At 40.2% G+C, this 15,518-nt stretch carries 18 protein-coding genes and 3 tRNA genes; 7 read left to right on the top strand and 14 right to left on the bottom strand.

Annotated elements, in window-relative coordinates; translation table 11 throughout:
• Positions 1–80 precede the first annotated feature (80 nt).
• Both G509_RS0103010 and G509_RS0103005 read left to right on the top strand, forming a co-directional pair.
• Complete coding sequence (locus G509_RS0103010) at positions 81–653, top strand: Crp/Fnr family transcriptional regulator (protein WP_026990167.1); 573 nt, start codon at positions 81–83, stop codon at positions 651–653.
• Positions 654–793: 140 nt separating this feature from the next.
• A complete protein-coding gene (locus tag G509_RS0103005) occupies positions 794–1,183 on the top strand; it encodes a RidA family protein (RefSeq protein WP_026990166.1) in 390 nt (129 codons plus the stop codon).
• A 58-nt stretch (positions 1,184–1,241) separates the two neighbouring features.
• Here G509_RS0103005 and G509_RS0103000 read toward each other — a convergent pair whose 3' ends face one another.
• From G509_RS0103000 to G509_RS0102985, 4 genes are all read right to left on the bottom strand, one after another.
• Complete coding sequence (locus G509_RS0103000) at positions 1,242–2,153, bottom strand: helix-turn-helix domain-containing protein (RefSeq protein ID WP_026990165.1); 912 nt, start codon at positions 2,151–2,153, stop codon at positions 1,242–1,244.
• Between the two features lie 14 nt (positions 2,154–2,167).
• On the bottom strand, positions 2,168–2,971 hold the full coding sequence (locus G509_RS0102995) for an SDR family oxidoreductase (RefSeq protein WP_026990164.1): 804 nt from the start codon (positions 2,969–2,971) through the stop codon (positions 2,168–2,170).
• 119 nt (positions 2,972–3,090) lie between these two features.
• Positions 3,091–3,684: a Crp/Fnr family transcriptional regulator gene (locus tag G509_RS0102990; protein ID WP_026990163.1), complete on the bottom strand. Its 594-nt coding sequence runs from the start codon at positions 3,682–3,684 to the stop codon at positions 3,091–3,093.
• Between the two features lie 135 nt (positions 3,685–3,819).
• Entirely contained in the window at positions 3,820–4,587 is a 768-nt protein-coding gene (locus tag G509_RS0102985; protein ID WP_026990162.1) for an SDR family oxidoreductase, read from the bottom strand.
• A 265-nt stretch (positions 4,588–4,852) separates the two neighbouring features.
• Between G509_RS0102985 and G509_RS0102980 the strand changes: the two genes are divergently transcribed.
• Positions 4,853–5,413 carry a hypothetical protein gene (locus G509_RS0102980; RefSeq protein ID WP_026990161.1) on the top strand — a complete coding sequence of 187 codons (561 nt, stop codon included), beginning with the start codon at positions 4,853–4,855 and terminating at the stop codon, positions 5,411–5,413.
• 90 nt (positions 5,414–5,503) lie between these two features.
• Here G509_RS0102980 and G509_RS0102975 read toward each other — a convergent pair.
• The 3 genes from G509_RS0102975 to G509_RS0102965 form a co-directional block, all read right to left on the bottom strand.
• Positions 5,504–5,585 (bottom strand) — tRNA-Leu (locus tag G509_RS0102975).
• Between the two features lie 47 nt (positions 5,586–5,632).
• Positions 5,633–5,705, bottom strand: a tRNA-Lys gene (locus tag G509_RS0102970).
• A gap of 30 nt (positions 5,706–5,735) precedes the next feature.
• Positions 5,736–5,808: transfer RNA gene (locus G509_RS0102965), tRNA-Lys, on the bottom strand.
• A 228-nt stretch (positions 5,809–6,036) separates the two neighbouring features.
• Here G509_RS0102965 and G509_RS0102960 point away from each other — a divergent pair.
• Positions 6,037–6,552 carry a shikimate kinase gene (locus tag G509_RS0102960; RefSeq protein ID WP_026990160.1) on the top strand — a complete coding sequence of 172 codons (516 nt, stop codon included), beginning with the start codon at positions 6,037–6,039 and terminating at the stop codon, positions 6,550–6,552.
• Here the strand turns inward: G509_RS0102960 and G509_RS0102955 are convergent.
• Complete coding sequence (locus tag G509_RS0102955) at positions 6,549–7,043, bottom strand: phosphoribosyltransferase family protein (protein ID WP_026990159.1); 495 nt, start codon at positions 7,041–7,043, stop codon at positions 6,549–6,551. The genes G509_RS0102960 and G509_RS0102955 overlap by 4 nt on opposite strands.
• A gap of 44 nt (positions 7,044–7,087) precedes the next feature.
• Positions 7,088–7,477 carry an RNA-binding S4 domain-containing protein gene (locus G509_RS0102950; RefSeq protein WP_026990158.1) on the bottom strand — a complete coding sequence of 130 codons (390 nt, stop codon included), beginning with the start codon at positions 7,475–7,477 and terminating at the stop codon, positions 7,088–7,090.
• Between the two features lie 81 nt (positions 7,478–7,558).
• Between G509_RS0102950 and G509_RS21375 the strand changes: the two genes are divergently transcribed.
• Positions 7,559–8,485, top strand: a complete 927-nt coding sequence (locus tag G509_RS21375) for an EF-hand domain-containing protein (RefSeq protein WP_131450740.1) — start codon at positions 7,559–7,561, stop codon at positions 8,483–8,485.
• 87 nt (positions 8,486–8,572) lie between these two features.
• Here G509_RS21375 and G509_RS0102940 read toward each other — a convergent pair whose 3' ends face one another.
• From G509_RS0102940 to G509_RS0102930, 3 genes are all read right to left on the bottom strand, one after another.
• Positions 8,573–9,151, bottom strand: coding sequence for a hypothetical protein (locus G509_RS0102940; RefSeq protein WP_026990157.1), 579 nt, complete (start codon positions 9,149–9,151; stop codon positions 8,573–8,575).
• A gap of 261 nt (positions 9,152–9,412) precedes the next feature.
• Positions 9,413–10,369: a transketolase family protein gene (locus G509_RS0102935; protein WP_026990156.1), complete on the bottom strand. Its 957-nt coding sequence runs from the start codon at positions 10,367–10,369 to the stop codon at positions 9,413–9,415.
• Between the two features lie 100 nt (positions 10,370–10,469).
• The gene (locus tag G509_RS0102930) at positions 10,470–11,318 is read right to left on the bottom strand and encodes a transketolase (RefSeq protein WP_026990155.1); all 849 of its coding nucleotides are present in this window, start codon (positions 11,316–11,318) and stop codon (positions 10,470–10,472) included.
• A gap of 240 nt (positions 11,319–11,558) precedes the next feature.
• Here G509_RS0102930 and G509_RS0102925 point away from each other — a divergent pair, with 240 nt between their 5' ends.
• Positions 11,559–12,509, top strand: a complete 951-nt coding sequence (locus G509_RS0102925) for a hypothetical protein (RefSeq protein WP_026990154.1) — start codon at positions 11,559–11,561, stop codon at positions 12,507–12,509.
• 8 nt (positions 12,510–12,517) lie between these two features.
• On the opposite strand, the gene G509_RS0102920 is transcribed toward G509_RS0102925, so the two are convergent.
• Both G509_RS0102920 and G509_RS0102915 read right to left on the bottom strand, forming a co-directional pair.
• Complete coding sequence (locus tag G509_RS0102920) at positions 12,518–13,006, bottom strand: hypothetical protein (RefSeq protein ID WP_026990153.1); 489 nt, start codon at positions 13,004–13,006, stop codon at positions 12,518–12,520.
• 45 nt (positions 13,007–13,051) lie between these two features.
• Positions 13,052–14,203 carry a DUF6438 domain-containing protein gene (locus tag G509_RS0102915; RefSeq protein WP_026990152.1) on the bottom strand — a complete coding sequence of 384 codons (1,152 nt, stop codon included), beginning with the start codon at positions 14,201–14,203 and terminating at the stop codon, positions 13,052–13,054.
• A gap of 158 nt (positions 14,204–14,361) precedes the next feature.
• On the opposite strand from G509_RS0102915, the gene tgt reads away from it, so the two are divergent.
• The gene (tgt, locus tag G509_RS0102910; RefSeq protein WP_026990151.1) at positions 14,362–15,492 is read left to right on the top strand and encodes a tRNA guanosine(34) transglycosylase Tgt; all 1,131 of its coding nucleotides are present in this window, start codon (positions 14,362–14,364) and stop codon (positions 15,490–15,492) included.
• Positions 15,493–15,518: the final 26 nt, after the last annotated feature.

Here is a 15,518-nt window from a genome sequence, read left to right as displayed (position 1 = left end):
TAAAGTATTGAGCAACCAAATTGCATTTATATTTGCAAACAACGGTTCGTAAATGTCTCTACCAACAAAGGCTATAATTTATGATGGATGCAACATCAAAACTAAGAGAGCATATAGAAAAAATAGTTCCGCTTAGCGATGATGAGTTTGCATTTGTGCGCTCTCATTTTACTATTAAAAAGTATAAGAAACACCAGTTCCTTATTCAGGAAGGCGATGCTGTAAAGTATGCTTACTTTGTTGTGTCCGGGCTTTTAAAGCTTGTGTTTACTGATGATATGCTAAAGCAGCACATTGTTTCGTTTGCGATGGAAGACTGGTGGGAAAGCGATTATTATGCCTTTTATACCCAGGCAGAGGCTACAATGGCGCTTATATGCCTTGAAGATACCGAGGTTTTATGCCTGTCGTTCCAGGACTATAAAAAGTTATGTGATGGCCTCCAAAAGATGGAACGTTTTTTTCTCGAAAAGTCAAATTTTGGGTTTCTGGCCGCACAGCGCCGCATAATATCCTGGTTAACATCCGGCGCTAAAGAGCGTTATGAGCAGCTTTTAAAACAATACCCCTTACTTATTCAGCGTGTACCAAAAAGCCAGCTGGCTGCTTATCTTGGTGTTACCCGCGAAACCTTAAGTAGGATATCCGATTAGCGTGATATACATCACCTTGTAATCGTGAGGTTTATCAACACCCATTTCCATGTGTTATTTGCAACTTTGCAATGTAAATTTTTAGAATTTATAATACTAACTGTTGCGCTTGTAGTGCATAAACTAAAGAAGTAAAGCAAATGGAAAAACAAATAATTAACCCGTGGCAATGGCAAAATGAGCGTAGTTATGTACAGGCTGTTGAAGTAAAACACGCCGAAGGCACACTCTATGTTTCCGGGCAAACCGCTATAAGCGCTGACGGAATATCGAGTGACGCCGATATGAAAACCCAACTGACTGAAGCTATAAAAAACCTGGAGCTGGTTATTAGCCAGGCAGGATACGAATGTAAAAATATTGTAAGGTTAAATATCTACACAACATCTACGGCAGAGCTTTGGCCTAACTTTTCTGTTTTACAGGACTGGATAGCCAAACATGGCATTAAGCAGGCAACTACGTTATTAGAGGTTACAAGCCTTTTTGAAACTTTAAAAGTTGAGTTAGAAGCTACCGTTGTAAAATAATTGGAAGCTATATTTTTCATTAAAGAGAAGCCTGCAAATATTACTTGCAGGCTTTTGTTTAATTAAATGTTTGCCTGAACTCCAGAGGCGAAATATTGGTTTTCTTTTTAAAAAGCTTGTTGAACGATTGCGGATATTCAAACCCTAACTGGTAGGCAATCTGCGCAACCGATAAATTGGTAGTGCTTAGGTATTCTTTGGCTTTTTCTATCAGCTTTTGCTGCATGTGCTGCTGGGCGCTTTGCCCTGTTAACGATCGTAGCATATCGCTTAAATAATGTGGTGACAGATTAAGTTCTTTCGCTAACAGCTCTACTGTAGGCAGGCCCTCTTTAAGGGTTGTTTCTTCATCAAAATATTCAGCTAAAAGGTTTTCCATCTTAGTCAGCAAATCGTGGTTAACTGCTTTTCGGGTAATAAACTGCCTTTCGTAAAAGCGGTTGCTGTAATTAAGTAACAGATCGAGCTGCGAAAGGATAATATCCTGTGTGTGCCTGTCGATATGCTGGTATTCGTCGGCTATTTTGTTGACGATCTCAATAATGTTCTTCTCTTCTTTTTCGGACAGATGCAGTGCCTCATTAACTGCATAAGAAAAGAACCCATAATTTTTGATGGTTACAGCAAGCGGATGTTTAAACAAAAAATCAGGATGGATGAGCAGCGCATAGCCTGTACCGGCATCAGGCCCCAGTAGTTCTTCGTGAGGGGCATCGAGCGACTGTATTTGCCGAGGTGCAATAAAAGTCATTAAGCCTTTGTTGTAATCGTAGTATTGCTGGCCGTATTTTACCTTGCCGGTTATATCTTTTTTTAAAGATATGCAGTAAAAGTTTAACGAGAACTGTTCCCATATCGCTGATTCAGTAAAGCGCATATCCTGCACGCGCACTACGCTTACCAGCGGATGCAAAGGCTCCGGTAAAGAGACTAAGCTATGAAACTGCGATATGGAGTTAATGATGTTCATTTCCGATTCTTTATTTATCCTAATATCTGTGTGCGTATCTCTTTTCTAAAATCTTCGCTGCCTATTTCTAAACGCCTTGCATATAGTGCGTTTGCATCCTGTCCGGCAACGTAACGAATCTGGTCTTTGCCATCGGTTGCAGCCTCGTACACCACCTGGGCAATTTGATGTGCCGGTGCAGCAGCATCCATCATAGCATCGGTAAGAGAAAACAGTTTATCTTCTAAACCGGTATATGCAGGGTGTGTATTTCTGTCTAACGACCTGCCTAAAAATTCGGTAGCAGTGCCACCGGGTGCCAGGGTTTTAATGCCTATGTTATGCAGTCCCAGTTCAAACGACATACCTTCAGACCAGCCTTCTAAAGCAAACTTGGTAGCATGGTAAATAGAGTGTAGCGGAAACGTTAAAAATCCACCCATAGATGTAGTGCTTATAAACAGCCCGCTTTTCTTTTCTCTAAAGTACGGAATAAATGCCTGTGTAACGCGCAACACACCTATAAGATTGGTATCAATTTGCTTTAGCATCTGTTCGTCTGTAAAGGCTTCCATAGCACCCATCAGGCCGTAACCTGCGTTGTTAAAAACCACATCTACGGTGTGCGTGGCAATAGCTTTTGCAACGGTAGTTTTAATCTGCTCAGGGTTGGTAACGTCTAAAGGTAAAAGAGTAACGTTTTCTAATTGTGTAAGCTCGGTTTCCTTTTCGGGGTTACGCATGGTGGCAATTACATTCCAGCCATTAGCCTGAAATAACTTGGCTGTAGCTTTACCTAAACCTGCCGATGCTCCTGTAATAAAAATTGTCTTTTGCATTGTGTAATGTTTTTAAATTCTACAATGCAAAGGTGGGGCGGTTAAAAATGGATGGTGTTTCCAAATCGTGGTTAGTTGTTTCCAAATTGTGGAAAAGGGGTAGGGATGTCTATAATAAACTACATAATCTTACTTTCTGTTTTTGCATACTGGCTACGTACGCGGCTTAATGTTTCGCGGGTAAGGCCTATATATGATGCTATCATGCGCAGGGGCACACGATTAAATACATCAGGATATGCTTTTACAAACTTTTCATAACGTTCTTCGGCGGTATCGCTAATGTTGCTAAGTATGCGGTTCTGGCTGGCAGTATAGGCTCTGTTTTCAAGCCTTTGCACAAAATCCTGAAGTTTGGGTATGGACATTACCAACTCATTAAAGTGTTCTTTGTCAATCAGCAATACATCGCTGTCTTCTAAAGCATCAATATAATTTTTAGATGGCGTACCTGCATTAAAACTTTCGTAGTCGCTCATCCACCAGTTTTCTATGGCAAACCTTAAAATATATTCGGTACCATTGCTGCCCACATTATAGAGGCGCAGGCAGCCCTTAGCCACAAAACAATTAAAGTTGCTTATGTCGCCTTCCTGTAATAAGTATTGTTTTTTACGTAGCTTTTTGTGCAGGGAATGGGCACGCACCTGTTCCAGTTCTTTATCGGTTAGTGCAGCGTTTACTCTTAAATAGTCAGCTAAAATTTCAAACATGGCTGTAAGCTTTAAGGCAAAGCTATATAAAAATAATGTAGCTGAAATATAATAGTGCCTGAAATGCCTTAGTAAACCTCAATCATAAATAAGCCCCATTACAAAATGAGGCTTCTAACAATTACTGTTTGTTATTTATTTTAGGATTGTAATGTTGGATACGCCACCATCGGATGTAATTTCGGTACCGATTATAAAAGAAGATTCGTCGGATGCCAGGAATACCGCTGCCTTTCCTATATCGGATGGCTGGCCTATCCGCCCTACAGGGATTAGATCGACCCATAGGTTTTTAACATGCTCAACATGCTCTGCCGGCAGAAATTTACCAAAAACGGGAGTGTCTATAGTTCCGGGAGAAAGTACATTGACCCTAATTTTTCTATCCAGCAGGTCTAACGAAAACCCACGTGCAAATGATATTACCGCAGCCTTGGCCCCGGCGTAAAGCGATTGCCCCGGAAATGCCTGATGCCCCGCAATAGAGCCTATAAGTACTATAGAGCCGCCATCGTTTATATAGGGCAGTGCTTTTTGTACTGTAAAGTATACGCTCTTAAGGTTAAGATCCATTCCCTTATCATAGTCTGATTCGCTGGTAACAGCAACCGACCCCATTGCTACGCCCTCTACAGCGCCACCTGCATTTACAACCAGGGTATCAATCTTGCCAAATTTTTCAGATGTATCTTTAAATATACGTTCAAGGTGGTCCATTTTGGTTACATCGGCTTTAATGCCTATAAAATTTTCGCCCAACGCAGTGACTGATCTGTCTAAGGTTTCCTGGTTTCTGCCCACTATGGCGCCAACGGCTCCTTCGTTTTTAAATGCTTCTGCAATGCCAAACCCAATACCACTATTACCTCCGGTAATTACGGCAACTTTATTTTTTAATTTCATATTGTAGTTATTTTATCAAGGCAAAGGTCTGTAAATACACCTGCTGTTAGCGAGGACATTTATTACATACTTTGCGTGATAAAAATCACAGGGTTTGGAGATTTATGCGAAAAAAACCGTAAAAACACCTGATTGCACCCAATAGATTACTATTAAATTGCACTATCAGTTAATCTTACTATTAGCGGGTTACAATGTTACGTTTGATAGTTGATAAGATAAAGACTGATCTAAATTTTTAGTATAAACTTTAAATCTTATTATCATGGCAAGTAACAACGAATTAAATTTTACATTCGATTTTAACGGATGGACTTTGGAAGGAGGCACTTTTACGGTTACAGATTTTAGTGTATCTTCAGGACAAAATAATGATCTTGAAAAAGGGCAGGTTAAAAAATTTTCCAGCGACGGCAGTTTTGCTTTTGCTGTAGACAGGCATGGTACCTCTGAAGTTGCCAGCTGGTTCTCCGACAAAATTGCTAATGATCAAAACACGTTTAACCATGCTCCGGGCGACCTGAATTTTGCAATTTTAGGCGATTTGACTTTTACTATAAGTAGTTATGATATTCCAGATGGGCAGGACACTTATACCTTTAATAATGTAATGCTTGCGCAGGGTCATTCTTTCCAATCGAATAATTGGTGGTTTGGCGGCGAAAGCGCAACATGGCAAGGGGATAATACGGTAAGTTGTACAGGTCAGGGGGCATCGTCTGGTACAGAAGCTACCATTTATTTTTACAGGGCTGAAAATATTCAAAACAAAACCGACGTAAACGAGATTAAAATAGTACAGGTATCAATAAGCTCAACCGACTAAATAATTGCTTACTTAGATATCTAATCTTAACAATATAGATAGTAAATAAAAAATGGGATAAAACAGTTACAACTGTTTTATCCCATTTTGTGACTACGATGGGATTCGAACCCATACGCCTTGCGGCACCACCCCCTCAAGATGGCAAGTCTACCAGTTTCTCCACGTAGCCAAATTGCACTAAACAAAAAAAGTTAAGCTGCGAAGCTTAACTTTTTGTGACCCGACTGGGATTCGAACCCAGGACCCCATCATTAAAAGTGATGTGCTCTACCAGCTGAGCTATCGAGTCGTAGCTTTAAGGGATTGTTATGTTATTTTGTGACCCGACTGGGATTCGAACCCAGGACCCCATCATTAAAAGTGATGTGCTCTACCGGCTGAGCTATCGAGTCATTAATGTCAATCCCTTAATGCGGGTGCAAATATACGCATGTATTGTTGATATTTCAAAGCCATTTGAGGATAAATTTGACTTTATTTTTAATTATTTATTCAACGCCTTAGTTTGTAGGGGTTTATTGCGTTAAAAAAATGTTGCCAAATAATTAATTTTAAATAAAAGTAGCCTGTTTGCGCCATATTGCGTTACTTTATATCAAAATTACGCTTATCCTATTTACATGATAAAAGTTATATTATGCGGCTATATGGCCTCTGGAAAAACTACAATTGCAGGATTATTGTCTGAGGCATCTCAAATTCCGTACCTGGATCTGGACGAAGTTATAGAAAAACAAACCGGTAAAACCGTTGCTCAGATATTTGAGCAGGATGGCGAAATTAAATTCCGCAAGCTGGAGCATGATACCTTAAAAGGATTACTGGCCGTAAATGATAACTTTATACTTGGGCTTGGCGGCGGCACGCCCTGCTATGCTAACAACCACGAAATGCTGCAGCGCGACGATGTAGTGTCGGTTTACCTAAAAACGGGCATACAGGAGCTTATCAGGCGTATAAATGCACAGGACAAACTTCGCCCGTTGGTAAATAACCTTCATGGTGCCGAAATGGAAGAGTTTGTTGCCACCCATCTTTTTGAGCGCAGTTATTACTACCACAAAGCAAAACACGTTGTGGTAACAGATAATAAGGCACCGGAGCTGGTGGCAACCGAGATTATGAGCCTGTTTTAATTAAGGCATGCGTAAGGCTCTGCGCCTTCTAAAACCACCTCTATATGCTCTAACATAGATGTAGAGAGCGAGAGGCCTTTAAAATCGGCCTTAACGGGGTATTGCTTGTGGTTACGGTCTACCAGTACGGCTGTTTTAAACTTTTTAAGCGGTACCTCTAAAAAATGCTTAACACCATATATAAGAGTGGTGCCGCTGTTTAGCACATCGTCTACCAATACCAACGCCTTATTGGTGTATTCTTCGGCAGGTAAAGATGTAGTTACGGCGTCTAAAGGCTGTGCCTTATTAATGGTAACTTCGCAAAGGGTAACTTTAATATCGCTTATCCTTTCAAGCTCGGCGGCAAGCATTTTTGTAAACAAGTAGCCGTTGCTGGCAATACCTGCAAGTACCACTTCGGTTTCATCCGGAAAAGTTTCGTAGATCTGGTAGGCAATACGCCTGGTTTTATATTCTATTTCCTGTTTGGTAAGGATTATGTTTTTCATGGTCTTTAGTTTATTAATGTAAAAGCAAATAGGGCAGGAGCAGGCTATTCGTCGTCATCGCTATCTTCAATTTCATTACCATATTCGTCCAGGTCGCGGCGGTCTTTTTTAGTAGGCCTACCGGTGCCCTGCGCACGGTAATGCTCTTTGCTAAGGCGCAATAATTCTAAATGCTCAAAAGATTCGGGCGGCGTTTCGTCCTTACGGTAAATATCAACCAGCTTAGGGCCCACGCGGCTTTGCGGTACATCCAGCACCGTTAGCAGGTACTTAATCTGGTCGCGGCGCACGGTTATCTTATCAGTAGGGTAAACCTCTCTCGATGGTTTAGCCTGCTGGCCGTTAACGGTAATATGCCCCTTTTGGCAGGCCTGTGTGGCAATGCTACGCGTTTTATAATAACGGGTACACCACAAATATTTGTCAATTCTCATACTAATAGTTAAAAATCGCTGTTATAAGCACTACAAAAATAAAGTAAAATTGTATCTTGCACCCCATTAAAAAAAATTAAAATGAAGAGATGTTTAATGGCTTTCGGGCTTATTGCACTTATTGCTTTTTTTGGCTCTTGTAGTAAAGATGATGGTGCTGCCGTAGTGCCGCCACGTGATTATACCGTACAATATGCATCAGAAAAAGATAGTATAGAAAAATACCTTAAAAACCATTACATAGTTAGTGTAGATGCCGATTTTAATCCTGTTTTTGCTACAATTACCGATGCCGGTACACAAACTTCTATTTGGGATCAGACCGTTTATCCACTAAAAAACAAAGTGGTAACAAGTACTAATGCAGCAAACAATGTATTGTATACGGTATACTATCTTACGTTTAACCAGGGTGTGGGCAATGCCCCTACAAGGGGAGATAATGTATTGATATCTTACAACGGTATGACATTTGACGGTGTTTCGTTTGAAAATACACCATTTCCTACAGCGTCTTTTTCGCTTGGCGAAACTATTGAAGGGTGGCAAAATATAATACCTAAGTTTAACGCAGGTACGTATGTAGATGTACCTAATAACCCTAACCCGGCAACTTACCAGGATTATGGAGCAGGTGTAATGTGGCTGCCCTCAGGCCTTGCTTATTATAACAGCCCTAATTCAAGCCTAATATCTGCTTACGAGAGCTTAATGTTTACCTTTAAGCTGTATAAAGCAGAGTTTGTAGACAGCGATGGCGATGGTTTACTTAATAAAGACGAAGTTGGCTGGGATGGCGATTTAACCAGCATTGATACTGATGGTGATGGTATATACAACTACCTTGATACTGATGATGATGGCGATGGTTATTTAACAGCTACCGAAATTACAATACCAGGCACAGGTACCGGTACTAATAACCCGGCGCAGTATTATAGCTTTGCTGATATACCAACATGCAGCAGCGGTACAAAAAGACATTTAGATGCTACCTGCCACAACTAAAAAATGGCGTTAGAGATATAAAAAAATCCCAATCGTAACGGTTGGGATTTTTTGTTTTTAGTGATAGCTTGTAATGTGTTTTAAGCATTAAAGCAGGTGCGTGTACTTATCTAATACTCCAATAATATTATACAGCAGTATGTAGTTTTTATTAAAATTCCTGTCCTGTTCGGTAATCCATCCTAAAGGCGATACGTAATATGTTTTTATTTTATTGTCGTATTTTACTATAGCCATGGCCATAGCACCGTTGCTTTTTGTTTCAGTACAATGGGTGTAATAACTTTCGGTATCCAGTTTTTTTAAAAGCGACTCCAGTGTTTTTATATCGTCGGCATATAGGGTAGAGTTGGTTTTCTTTTGAGTGTCGCGGCCGGTGTGTTTGTATACCTTATCGTCTTTTATAAAAATATGCAGTGTGGCCGATTGTAGCGTATTGCTGGTTTTAAAAAGCAATACTCCGGTTTTTGCGTTGTTTTTAAAATCTTCAATATCAGCTTCAAAATATTTGTAAGTCTCCAGTGTGTTATAGGTTGCAGCCAGTTGTTTACTGTCTTTTACAATTTCTATAGGGCAGGGGGTAGTTTCGGTTTGGGCGGTGCAGTAAAGGGTGCTGGCAAGGCTAAAAACAGTAATTAGCCTGCGGCTTAAAGGGGTAAATTTCATTAAAAAAGGTATTATTATTTGCCTGTAAAGGTAAGGCGGTTTCTTAAAGAGGCAATCGCATTAGAGTAAAGTATTTTTGGGATGCTGAATTGGTTTGGTATTGCTGTGTCACTCTAAAAAACAGAGCGCTCTGGCAATTTCGTGTAAAAATGTTAATAATGAGATCGCTTCGTGCCTCGCGATGACAGGGCGCATGAGAATAATAAAGTAAAAAATCCCGAAGCTTTCACTTCGGGATTTGATATATTTAAGCAAGAAAAATTACTTTTTTCTTGCAATAACTTTCTCGGCTGCAGCCTCGATAGCCTGGTTGTTTAGCTTGTATTTTTCCATTAGCTGGTCTGGAGTTCCAGATTCGCCAAAGCTGTCCTGTACGGCAACAAACTCCTGTGGTGCAGGATTGTTTAAAGATAGTACACGGGCAACGCTTTCGCCAAGTCCGCCAAGTATATTGTGCTCTTCGGCAGTAACCACACAACCTGTTTTAGCGATAGATTTTAAGATAGCCTCATCGTCAAGCGGTTTAATAGTGTGTATGTTGATTACTTCGGCAGAAATGCCTTTAGCCTCAAGAGCTTCGGCAGCAATAAGGGCTTCCCAAACAAGGTGGCCTGTGGCAATAATGGTAACATCGGTACCTTCGTTTAAAAGCACAGCTTTACCGATTTTAAACTCGCCATTCTCCGGCGTAAAGTTAGCAACCGACGGACGGCCGAAACGTAGGTAAACCGGACCGTGGTATTCTGCAATTGCAATTGTAGCTGCTTTGGTTTGGTTATAATCGCAGGTGTTGATAACCGTCATGCCCGGAAGCATTTTCATTAACCCTATATCTTCTAATATCTGGTGGGTAGCACCATCTTCGCCCAGTGTTAAGCCGGCGTGAGAGGCACATATTTTTACGTTTTTGTCTGAGTAAGCTACAGACTGGCGAATTTGGTCGTACACCCTTCCTGTAGAGAAGTTGGCAAATGTACCCGTGTACGGAATTTTTCCGCCAAGGGTAAGGCCTGCCGCCATACCAATCATGTTAGCCTCTGCTATACCGACCTGAAAGAAACGCTCAGGGTGGTTCTTTTTAAAATCGTCCATTTTTAACGAACCTATAAGGTCGGCACAAAGCGCCACCACATTTTCGTTAGTCTGGCCCAGTTCGGTTAGGCCCGCCCCAAAACCAGAGCGTGTATCTTTATTTCCTGTATTTGTGTATTTTGTCATTTGTTTAGAATTGAGTAGTCAGACTTGAGTATTGAGAAAGAAGCGTTAAAGTGGCCCGAAGCTGTCTAACATCTATTATCTAATATCTATCATCTAAAAATTAATAATCGGCAAGCGTACTAATGTTTTGTGCAAAAGCGGTTTCAAGCTGCGCATCGTTAGGTGCTTTGCCGTGCCATGCGTGGGTGTGCATCATATAATCTACGCCGTTACCCATTTCGGTATGTAATAATACACAAACCGGCCTGCCTTGTCCTGTTTTTGCTTTAGCCTCTGTCATGCCGGCAATAATAGCCTCCAGGTTGTTACCAAGCTGAATTTCTACCACATCCCAGCCAAAAGCAAGAAATTTGGCACCAATGCTGCCCATGTTAAGTACTTCGTCTGTAGGGCCGTCAATCTGTTTGCCGTTAACGTCTACCGTAGCAATAAGGTTGTCTACTTTGTAGGCTGCTGCATACATAATAGCCTCCCAGTTCTGGCCTTCCTGTAGTTCGCCATCGCCGTGCAGGGTGTATATTAAATGGCTGTCACCGTTTAGCTTTTTAGCCTGTGCAGCACCAATTGCAACGCTTAAGCCCTGGCCAAGAGAACCCGATGCAATACGAACGCCCGGCAGGCCTTCGTGCGTTGTTGGGTGGCCCTGAAGCCTTGAATTTAGCAGGCGGAAGGTAGCAAGCTCTGCCACCGGAAAGTAGCCGCTGCGCGCCAAAACGCTGTAAAATACAGGTGAAATGTGTCCGTTAGAAAGGAAGAACATATCCTCGTTAAGGCCATCCATGTCAAAGCCTTCTTTGCGCTCCATTAAAGCCTGGTAAAGGGCTACCATAAATTCTGTACAGCCAAGAGAGCCGCCCGGGTGGCCGGAGTTTACGGCATGTACCATGCGCAAAATGTCTCTCCTTACCTGGATAGTTAAGTCGTTTAATTGTTGTATGTTAGGCTTCATTGTATAGGTTAAAGTTAAACTGAGGTAAAAGTAATTCTATTTTTTACTACTGGCAAATTATTTTACCGCGGGTTGTAAGTAAAGTTATTAGCATTGGTGCGGGTTTAAGTGTGTTTCGAACACTTAAGAGAGATGCTGAGGTGCTTAGGGAATTAGATGCTGGGATTTTAGATTGAAAGTTTTTTAGCTGTAGCCGAAAGGGTAAATTAAAATACTATTTTTGAGCATAATTAAACTTGTATGAAATTAAGAAAACTACTCCTGTTTACCTTTTTACTATTGGCGTGCAATGCCATTGCGCAATCTGGTGCGTTTATAGACTTGCAATGGAGATTAGGTAAAAACGATTCTATTAGCTATAAAACTACTATGGAGCCGTTTTTAACTGATACTGCCGCTGTGGAGTCTCCTTTTAAAGGAATGATGAAGGGTTTGGCAAAAATGAGCGAAGGACAAACCTACAGGACAATTTTAAAGCCTAATTTAAAAAACATTTCGGCTATTGATATTGCAATGTGTTTAGAAGCAGATAAAGATACTTTAGGTAGCAAAGGGCAGGATGATTTTACTAAATTATTTGCCGACAGAGACCAGGAGAACGCTACAAAAAAAGAGAAGCGTAAAGATAAAAAGAAGAAAGAAAGGGCAAGAGCTGAACCCGATAGCCTGGTGATGAGAAATTTATTTAGGAGCATGGCAAGCCTTAATAAAAATGTTGTTTTAAGGGGACGAATTTCTAAAGGGGGAGAAATTTTAAGTACTTATTATAAAAACGGTCAGGTAAACCTTATTGCTGTATTGTTTGAATTACCAAACAAGCCGGTTAAAATTGGTGAATTCTGGAAATTAAATGTACACTTTATAGAAATGGATCAGAACTTTGTGGCAGACTCTGCCTACAGCTACAATAAAGTGTTTATTGAAAAAATAGAAGAAGTTGGTGGTAAGAAAATAGCTGTAATTAAATACGATATAACTGAATATGTGTCTGGCGATTTTAATAATCCGCTTGGGGGGATGATGGGTGCTGTTAATGAGGGTAAAGCATTTATGAAATTGTCTCACACAGCAACAGGCAGGTTTTCTGTAACTGATGGCCGATGGGAAAGTTACGACGGGGTAATGAAAACCGAAAGTAATATGGGTTTTTTAGGAGGTAAAGGCGGTACTGTATTTAAGCTGGAGTTGTAGGCTAATCTTTACTCTCTGCTATAAATAATTATTTCGCATGACAATGCAACAATAAAGCTATTGCCGGTATCAGAAAACCCCAAAGCCCTTAACTCGCAGGGGCCATCGTTGGTAATAAAAATGCGATCTGTTTTATTGGGCGAGACAAGGTAGATTTTTTGAACTAAATAATTTTCAAAAGGCATATAGTCAGGTTCGGGTTCAGATACTTCCAGTGTCCAGCCATCCTGTGTTATTTTTAAAAGATTATCAGGATTGTATAATCCGCAAGTATGTATCTTAATATTTTGCAGGCAATCAAAGCCGGCAATGGTATTTGTAGTCTGGTTATAATTATCCCACCAGTCGCTTTTATAATCACTGGCAACTTTAAGGCCTGTGGTACAGTCAAATATACCCTGCCCCTGTGCAGATAACACCAATATCAAATCCCTTCCAGAAGCAAAGCCAACGTTGTATAACCCGCTAACTGTATAAGTGCCATTATTTTTCCACATTCTTTTTATTGAGTCTATTTGTCCAAATTTATAGCGTGATATAATTTAATCGATTTTTTTCTTGTTTTTAAATTTTTGAAGCAGGTTGTTTTGCTCTAAAAAATTATAGCCCAAATCTATTGTTTTACTTTTATTTTTAGTTGTGAAGGTAAAACATCTTCCGTCGGTAAAAATATTTTGCTTTTTATCGCCGTCCCAATATTCTATGGTATATTTAGGTGCAAATTTTACATTGGTTAAGTTGCCCTTTAAAAGTTCTGTTCCAAGAAAAAAACTTTCAGACTTGGTTAAGTAGCAAACTTTTGTTGCGGTTTCAAATTCCAATTCCCATTTAAATGTTTGTGGAATTTCTGGAACCTCCGTTTTAAGACCTTTTAAATTAAGATGCTGATGTAAAAATATAACAGGCCTGTAAGCCCACTGAAATTCTGCGGGGGACTCACTTCCGTAATCGCTTATCGTTTTATAGATCCTGTTATTTTTAATAAAGGTTACAGTAATTGTTTGATCGTCGGTATGAGTTGCCTGATAATCATTTTCAAGTTTTGAGATACCGGCCTTTTTAAAATTATTTTCCATTTCTAAATACTGTCTTCCGGAAATTTTAGAGGTATAAAGGCCATTTTTAGTAGTATAATTAAAGCCGTTATAAATTACACTTCCATTATTGCTAATGCTAATGTTGGTAATAGGGCAGGAACCATAACAGCCGGAAGACGACACAATTATTTTATCGTATCTCTCTTTTGGATCAATCATATAGCGAAGCCTTGCATATTTGGTATAAAGGCTATCTGAAATTTTTAGTACAAGAGTGTCTTTTGTAATGGAATATATTTTATCTGATCGCCATTTCTTTGTTTCAGGATAATATACTTCCAGACTGTCATCTTCAATTTTATATCTGGTTTTCTCACCTCCATAATAACGCAGATTATCCTCTTTTTTATATTTTTTATATATAAAAATCCCTAATTTATTGTTGCACAAGCCATTATTTAAAAACTCAAATCCTTGTGCGCGATGTTCAGGTGGAGGCAATAAAAGTAACATATCTTTTTGCTTTGTGCTATCGCAATATTTAACAAACTTCCATTCGCCTAAAATTTGTTTTTTAAATTCGGTGTCATTGTTTTTCTTGCACAAAAAAAACCAGGTAGCTAAAAGGGGGAGTAAAAATAGGTGGAATCGTTTCATAAGGTTAAAGCTGGTGTATCAAATATACATTTTTTGGCCTTTATCATTATGTCTTTCATCCGTTATCTCCCATCCATCATCCCCTCTTCTCTTTTCTTAATCTAAAATCTGAAATCTAAAATCTGAAATAGTATCTTTGCACGCTGTAAAAGAGAACCATGAAATTTGATTTAGTTACAAAAGACCCGCTTAGTAAAGCAAGGGCAGGCACCCTGACTACCGATCACGGTGTTATACAAACCCCAATATTTATGCCCGTGGGTACCATGGGTACTGTTAAGGGCGTGCACCAGCGCGAACTTAAAGAAGATATTAACCCCGATATTATTTTAGGTAACACTTACCACTTATACCTTCGTCCGCAAACCGAGATACTGGAAAAAGCGGGCGGGCTTCATAAATTTATGAACTGGGACAGGCCTATCCTTACCGATAGTGGCGGCTACCAGGTATATTCGCTTTCGGCTAACCGAAAGATTAAAGAAGAAGGTGTTAAGTTTAAAAGCCATATAGATGGGTCGTACCATTTCTTTTCGCCGGAGAGCGTAATGGAAATTCAGCGTACCATTGGCGCCGATATTATTATGGCGTTTGATGAGTGTACGCCGTACCCATGCGACTACCGTTACGCCAAGCGCTCTATGCACATGACGCACCGTTGGCTGGACCGTTGTATTACGCACCTGGAAAAACTTCCGTTTAAATACGGCTACAGCCAGGCATTCTTTCCTATTGTTCAGGGTAGCACATATACCGACCTTAGGCAGCAAAGTGCCGAATATATTGCCAATGCCGGTGCTGTGGGTAATGCTATTGGCGGCCTTAGCGTTGGCGAGCCTGCCGAAGAAATGTATGCCATGACCGAGGTGGTTACCGCCATTTTACCCGAAGACAAGCCCCGTTACCTTATGGGTGTGGGCACGCCTATAAATATTTTAGAAAATATTGCGTTAGGTATAGATATGTTCGATTGTGTTATGCCTACCCGTAATGCACGTAACGGTATGCTGTTTACGGCAAACGGTACCATTAATATTAAGAACAAAAAGTGGGAAGATGATTTTTCTCCGGTAGATGAGATGGGTATAACCTATGTAGATACCCAGTACACCAAAGCTTATTTAAGGCACCTATTTGCGGCTAACGAATATTTAGGCAAGCAAATTGCTACCATACATAACCTTGGCTTTTATATGTGGCTGGTGCGCGAGGCCCGCGAGCATATAATTGCAGGCGATTTTTATGCCTGGAAAGAAAAAATGGTAAAGCAAATGAGCCAAAGGCTTTAATTATTTATATTTGATTAAGAAAAGCA

The organism is Flavobacterium subsaxonicum WB 4.1-42 = DSM 21790, from assembly GCF_000422725.1.
Lineage (GTDB): Bacteria > Bacteroidota > Bacteroidia > Flavobacteriales > Flavobacteriaceae > Flavobacterium > Flavobacterium subsaxonicum.
Note: the sequence above shows the minus strand (reverse complement) of the source record. Positions and strands in the feature narration are given on the sequence as shown.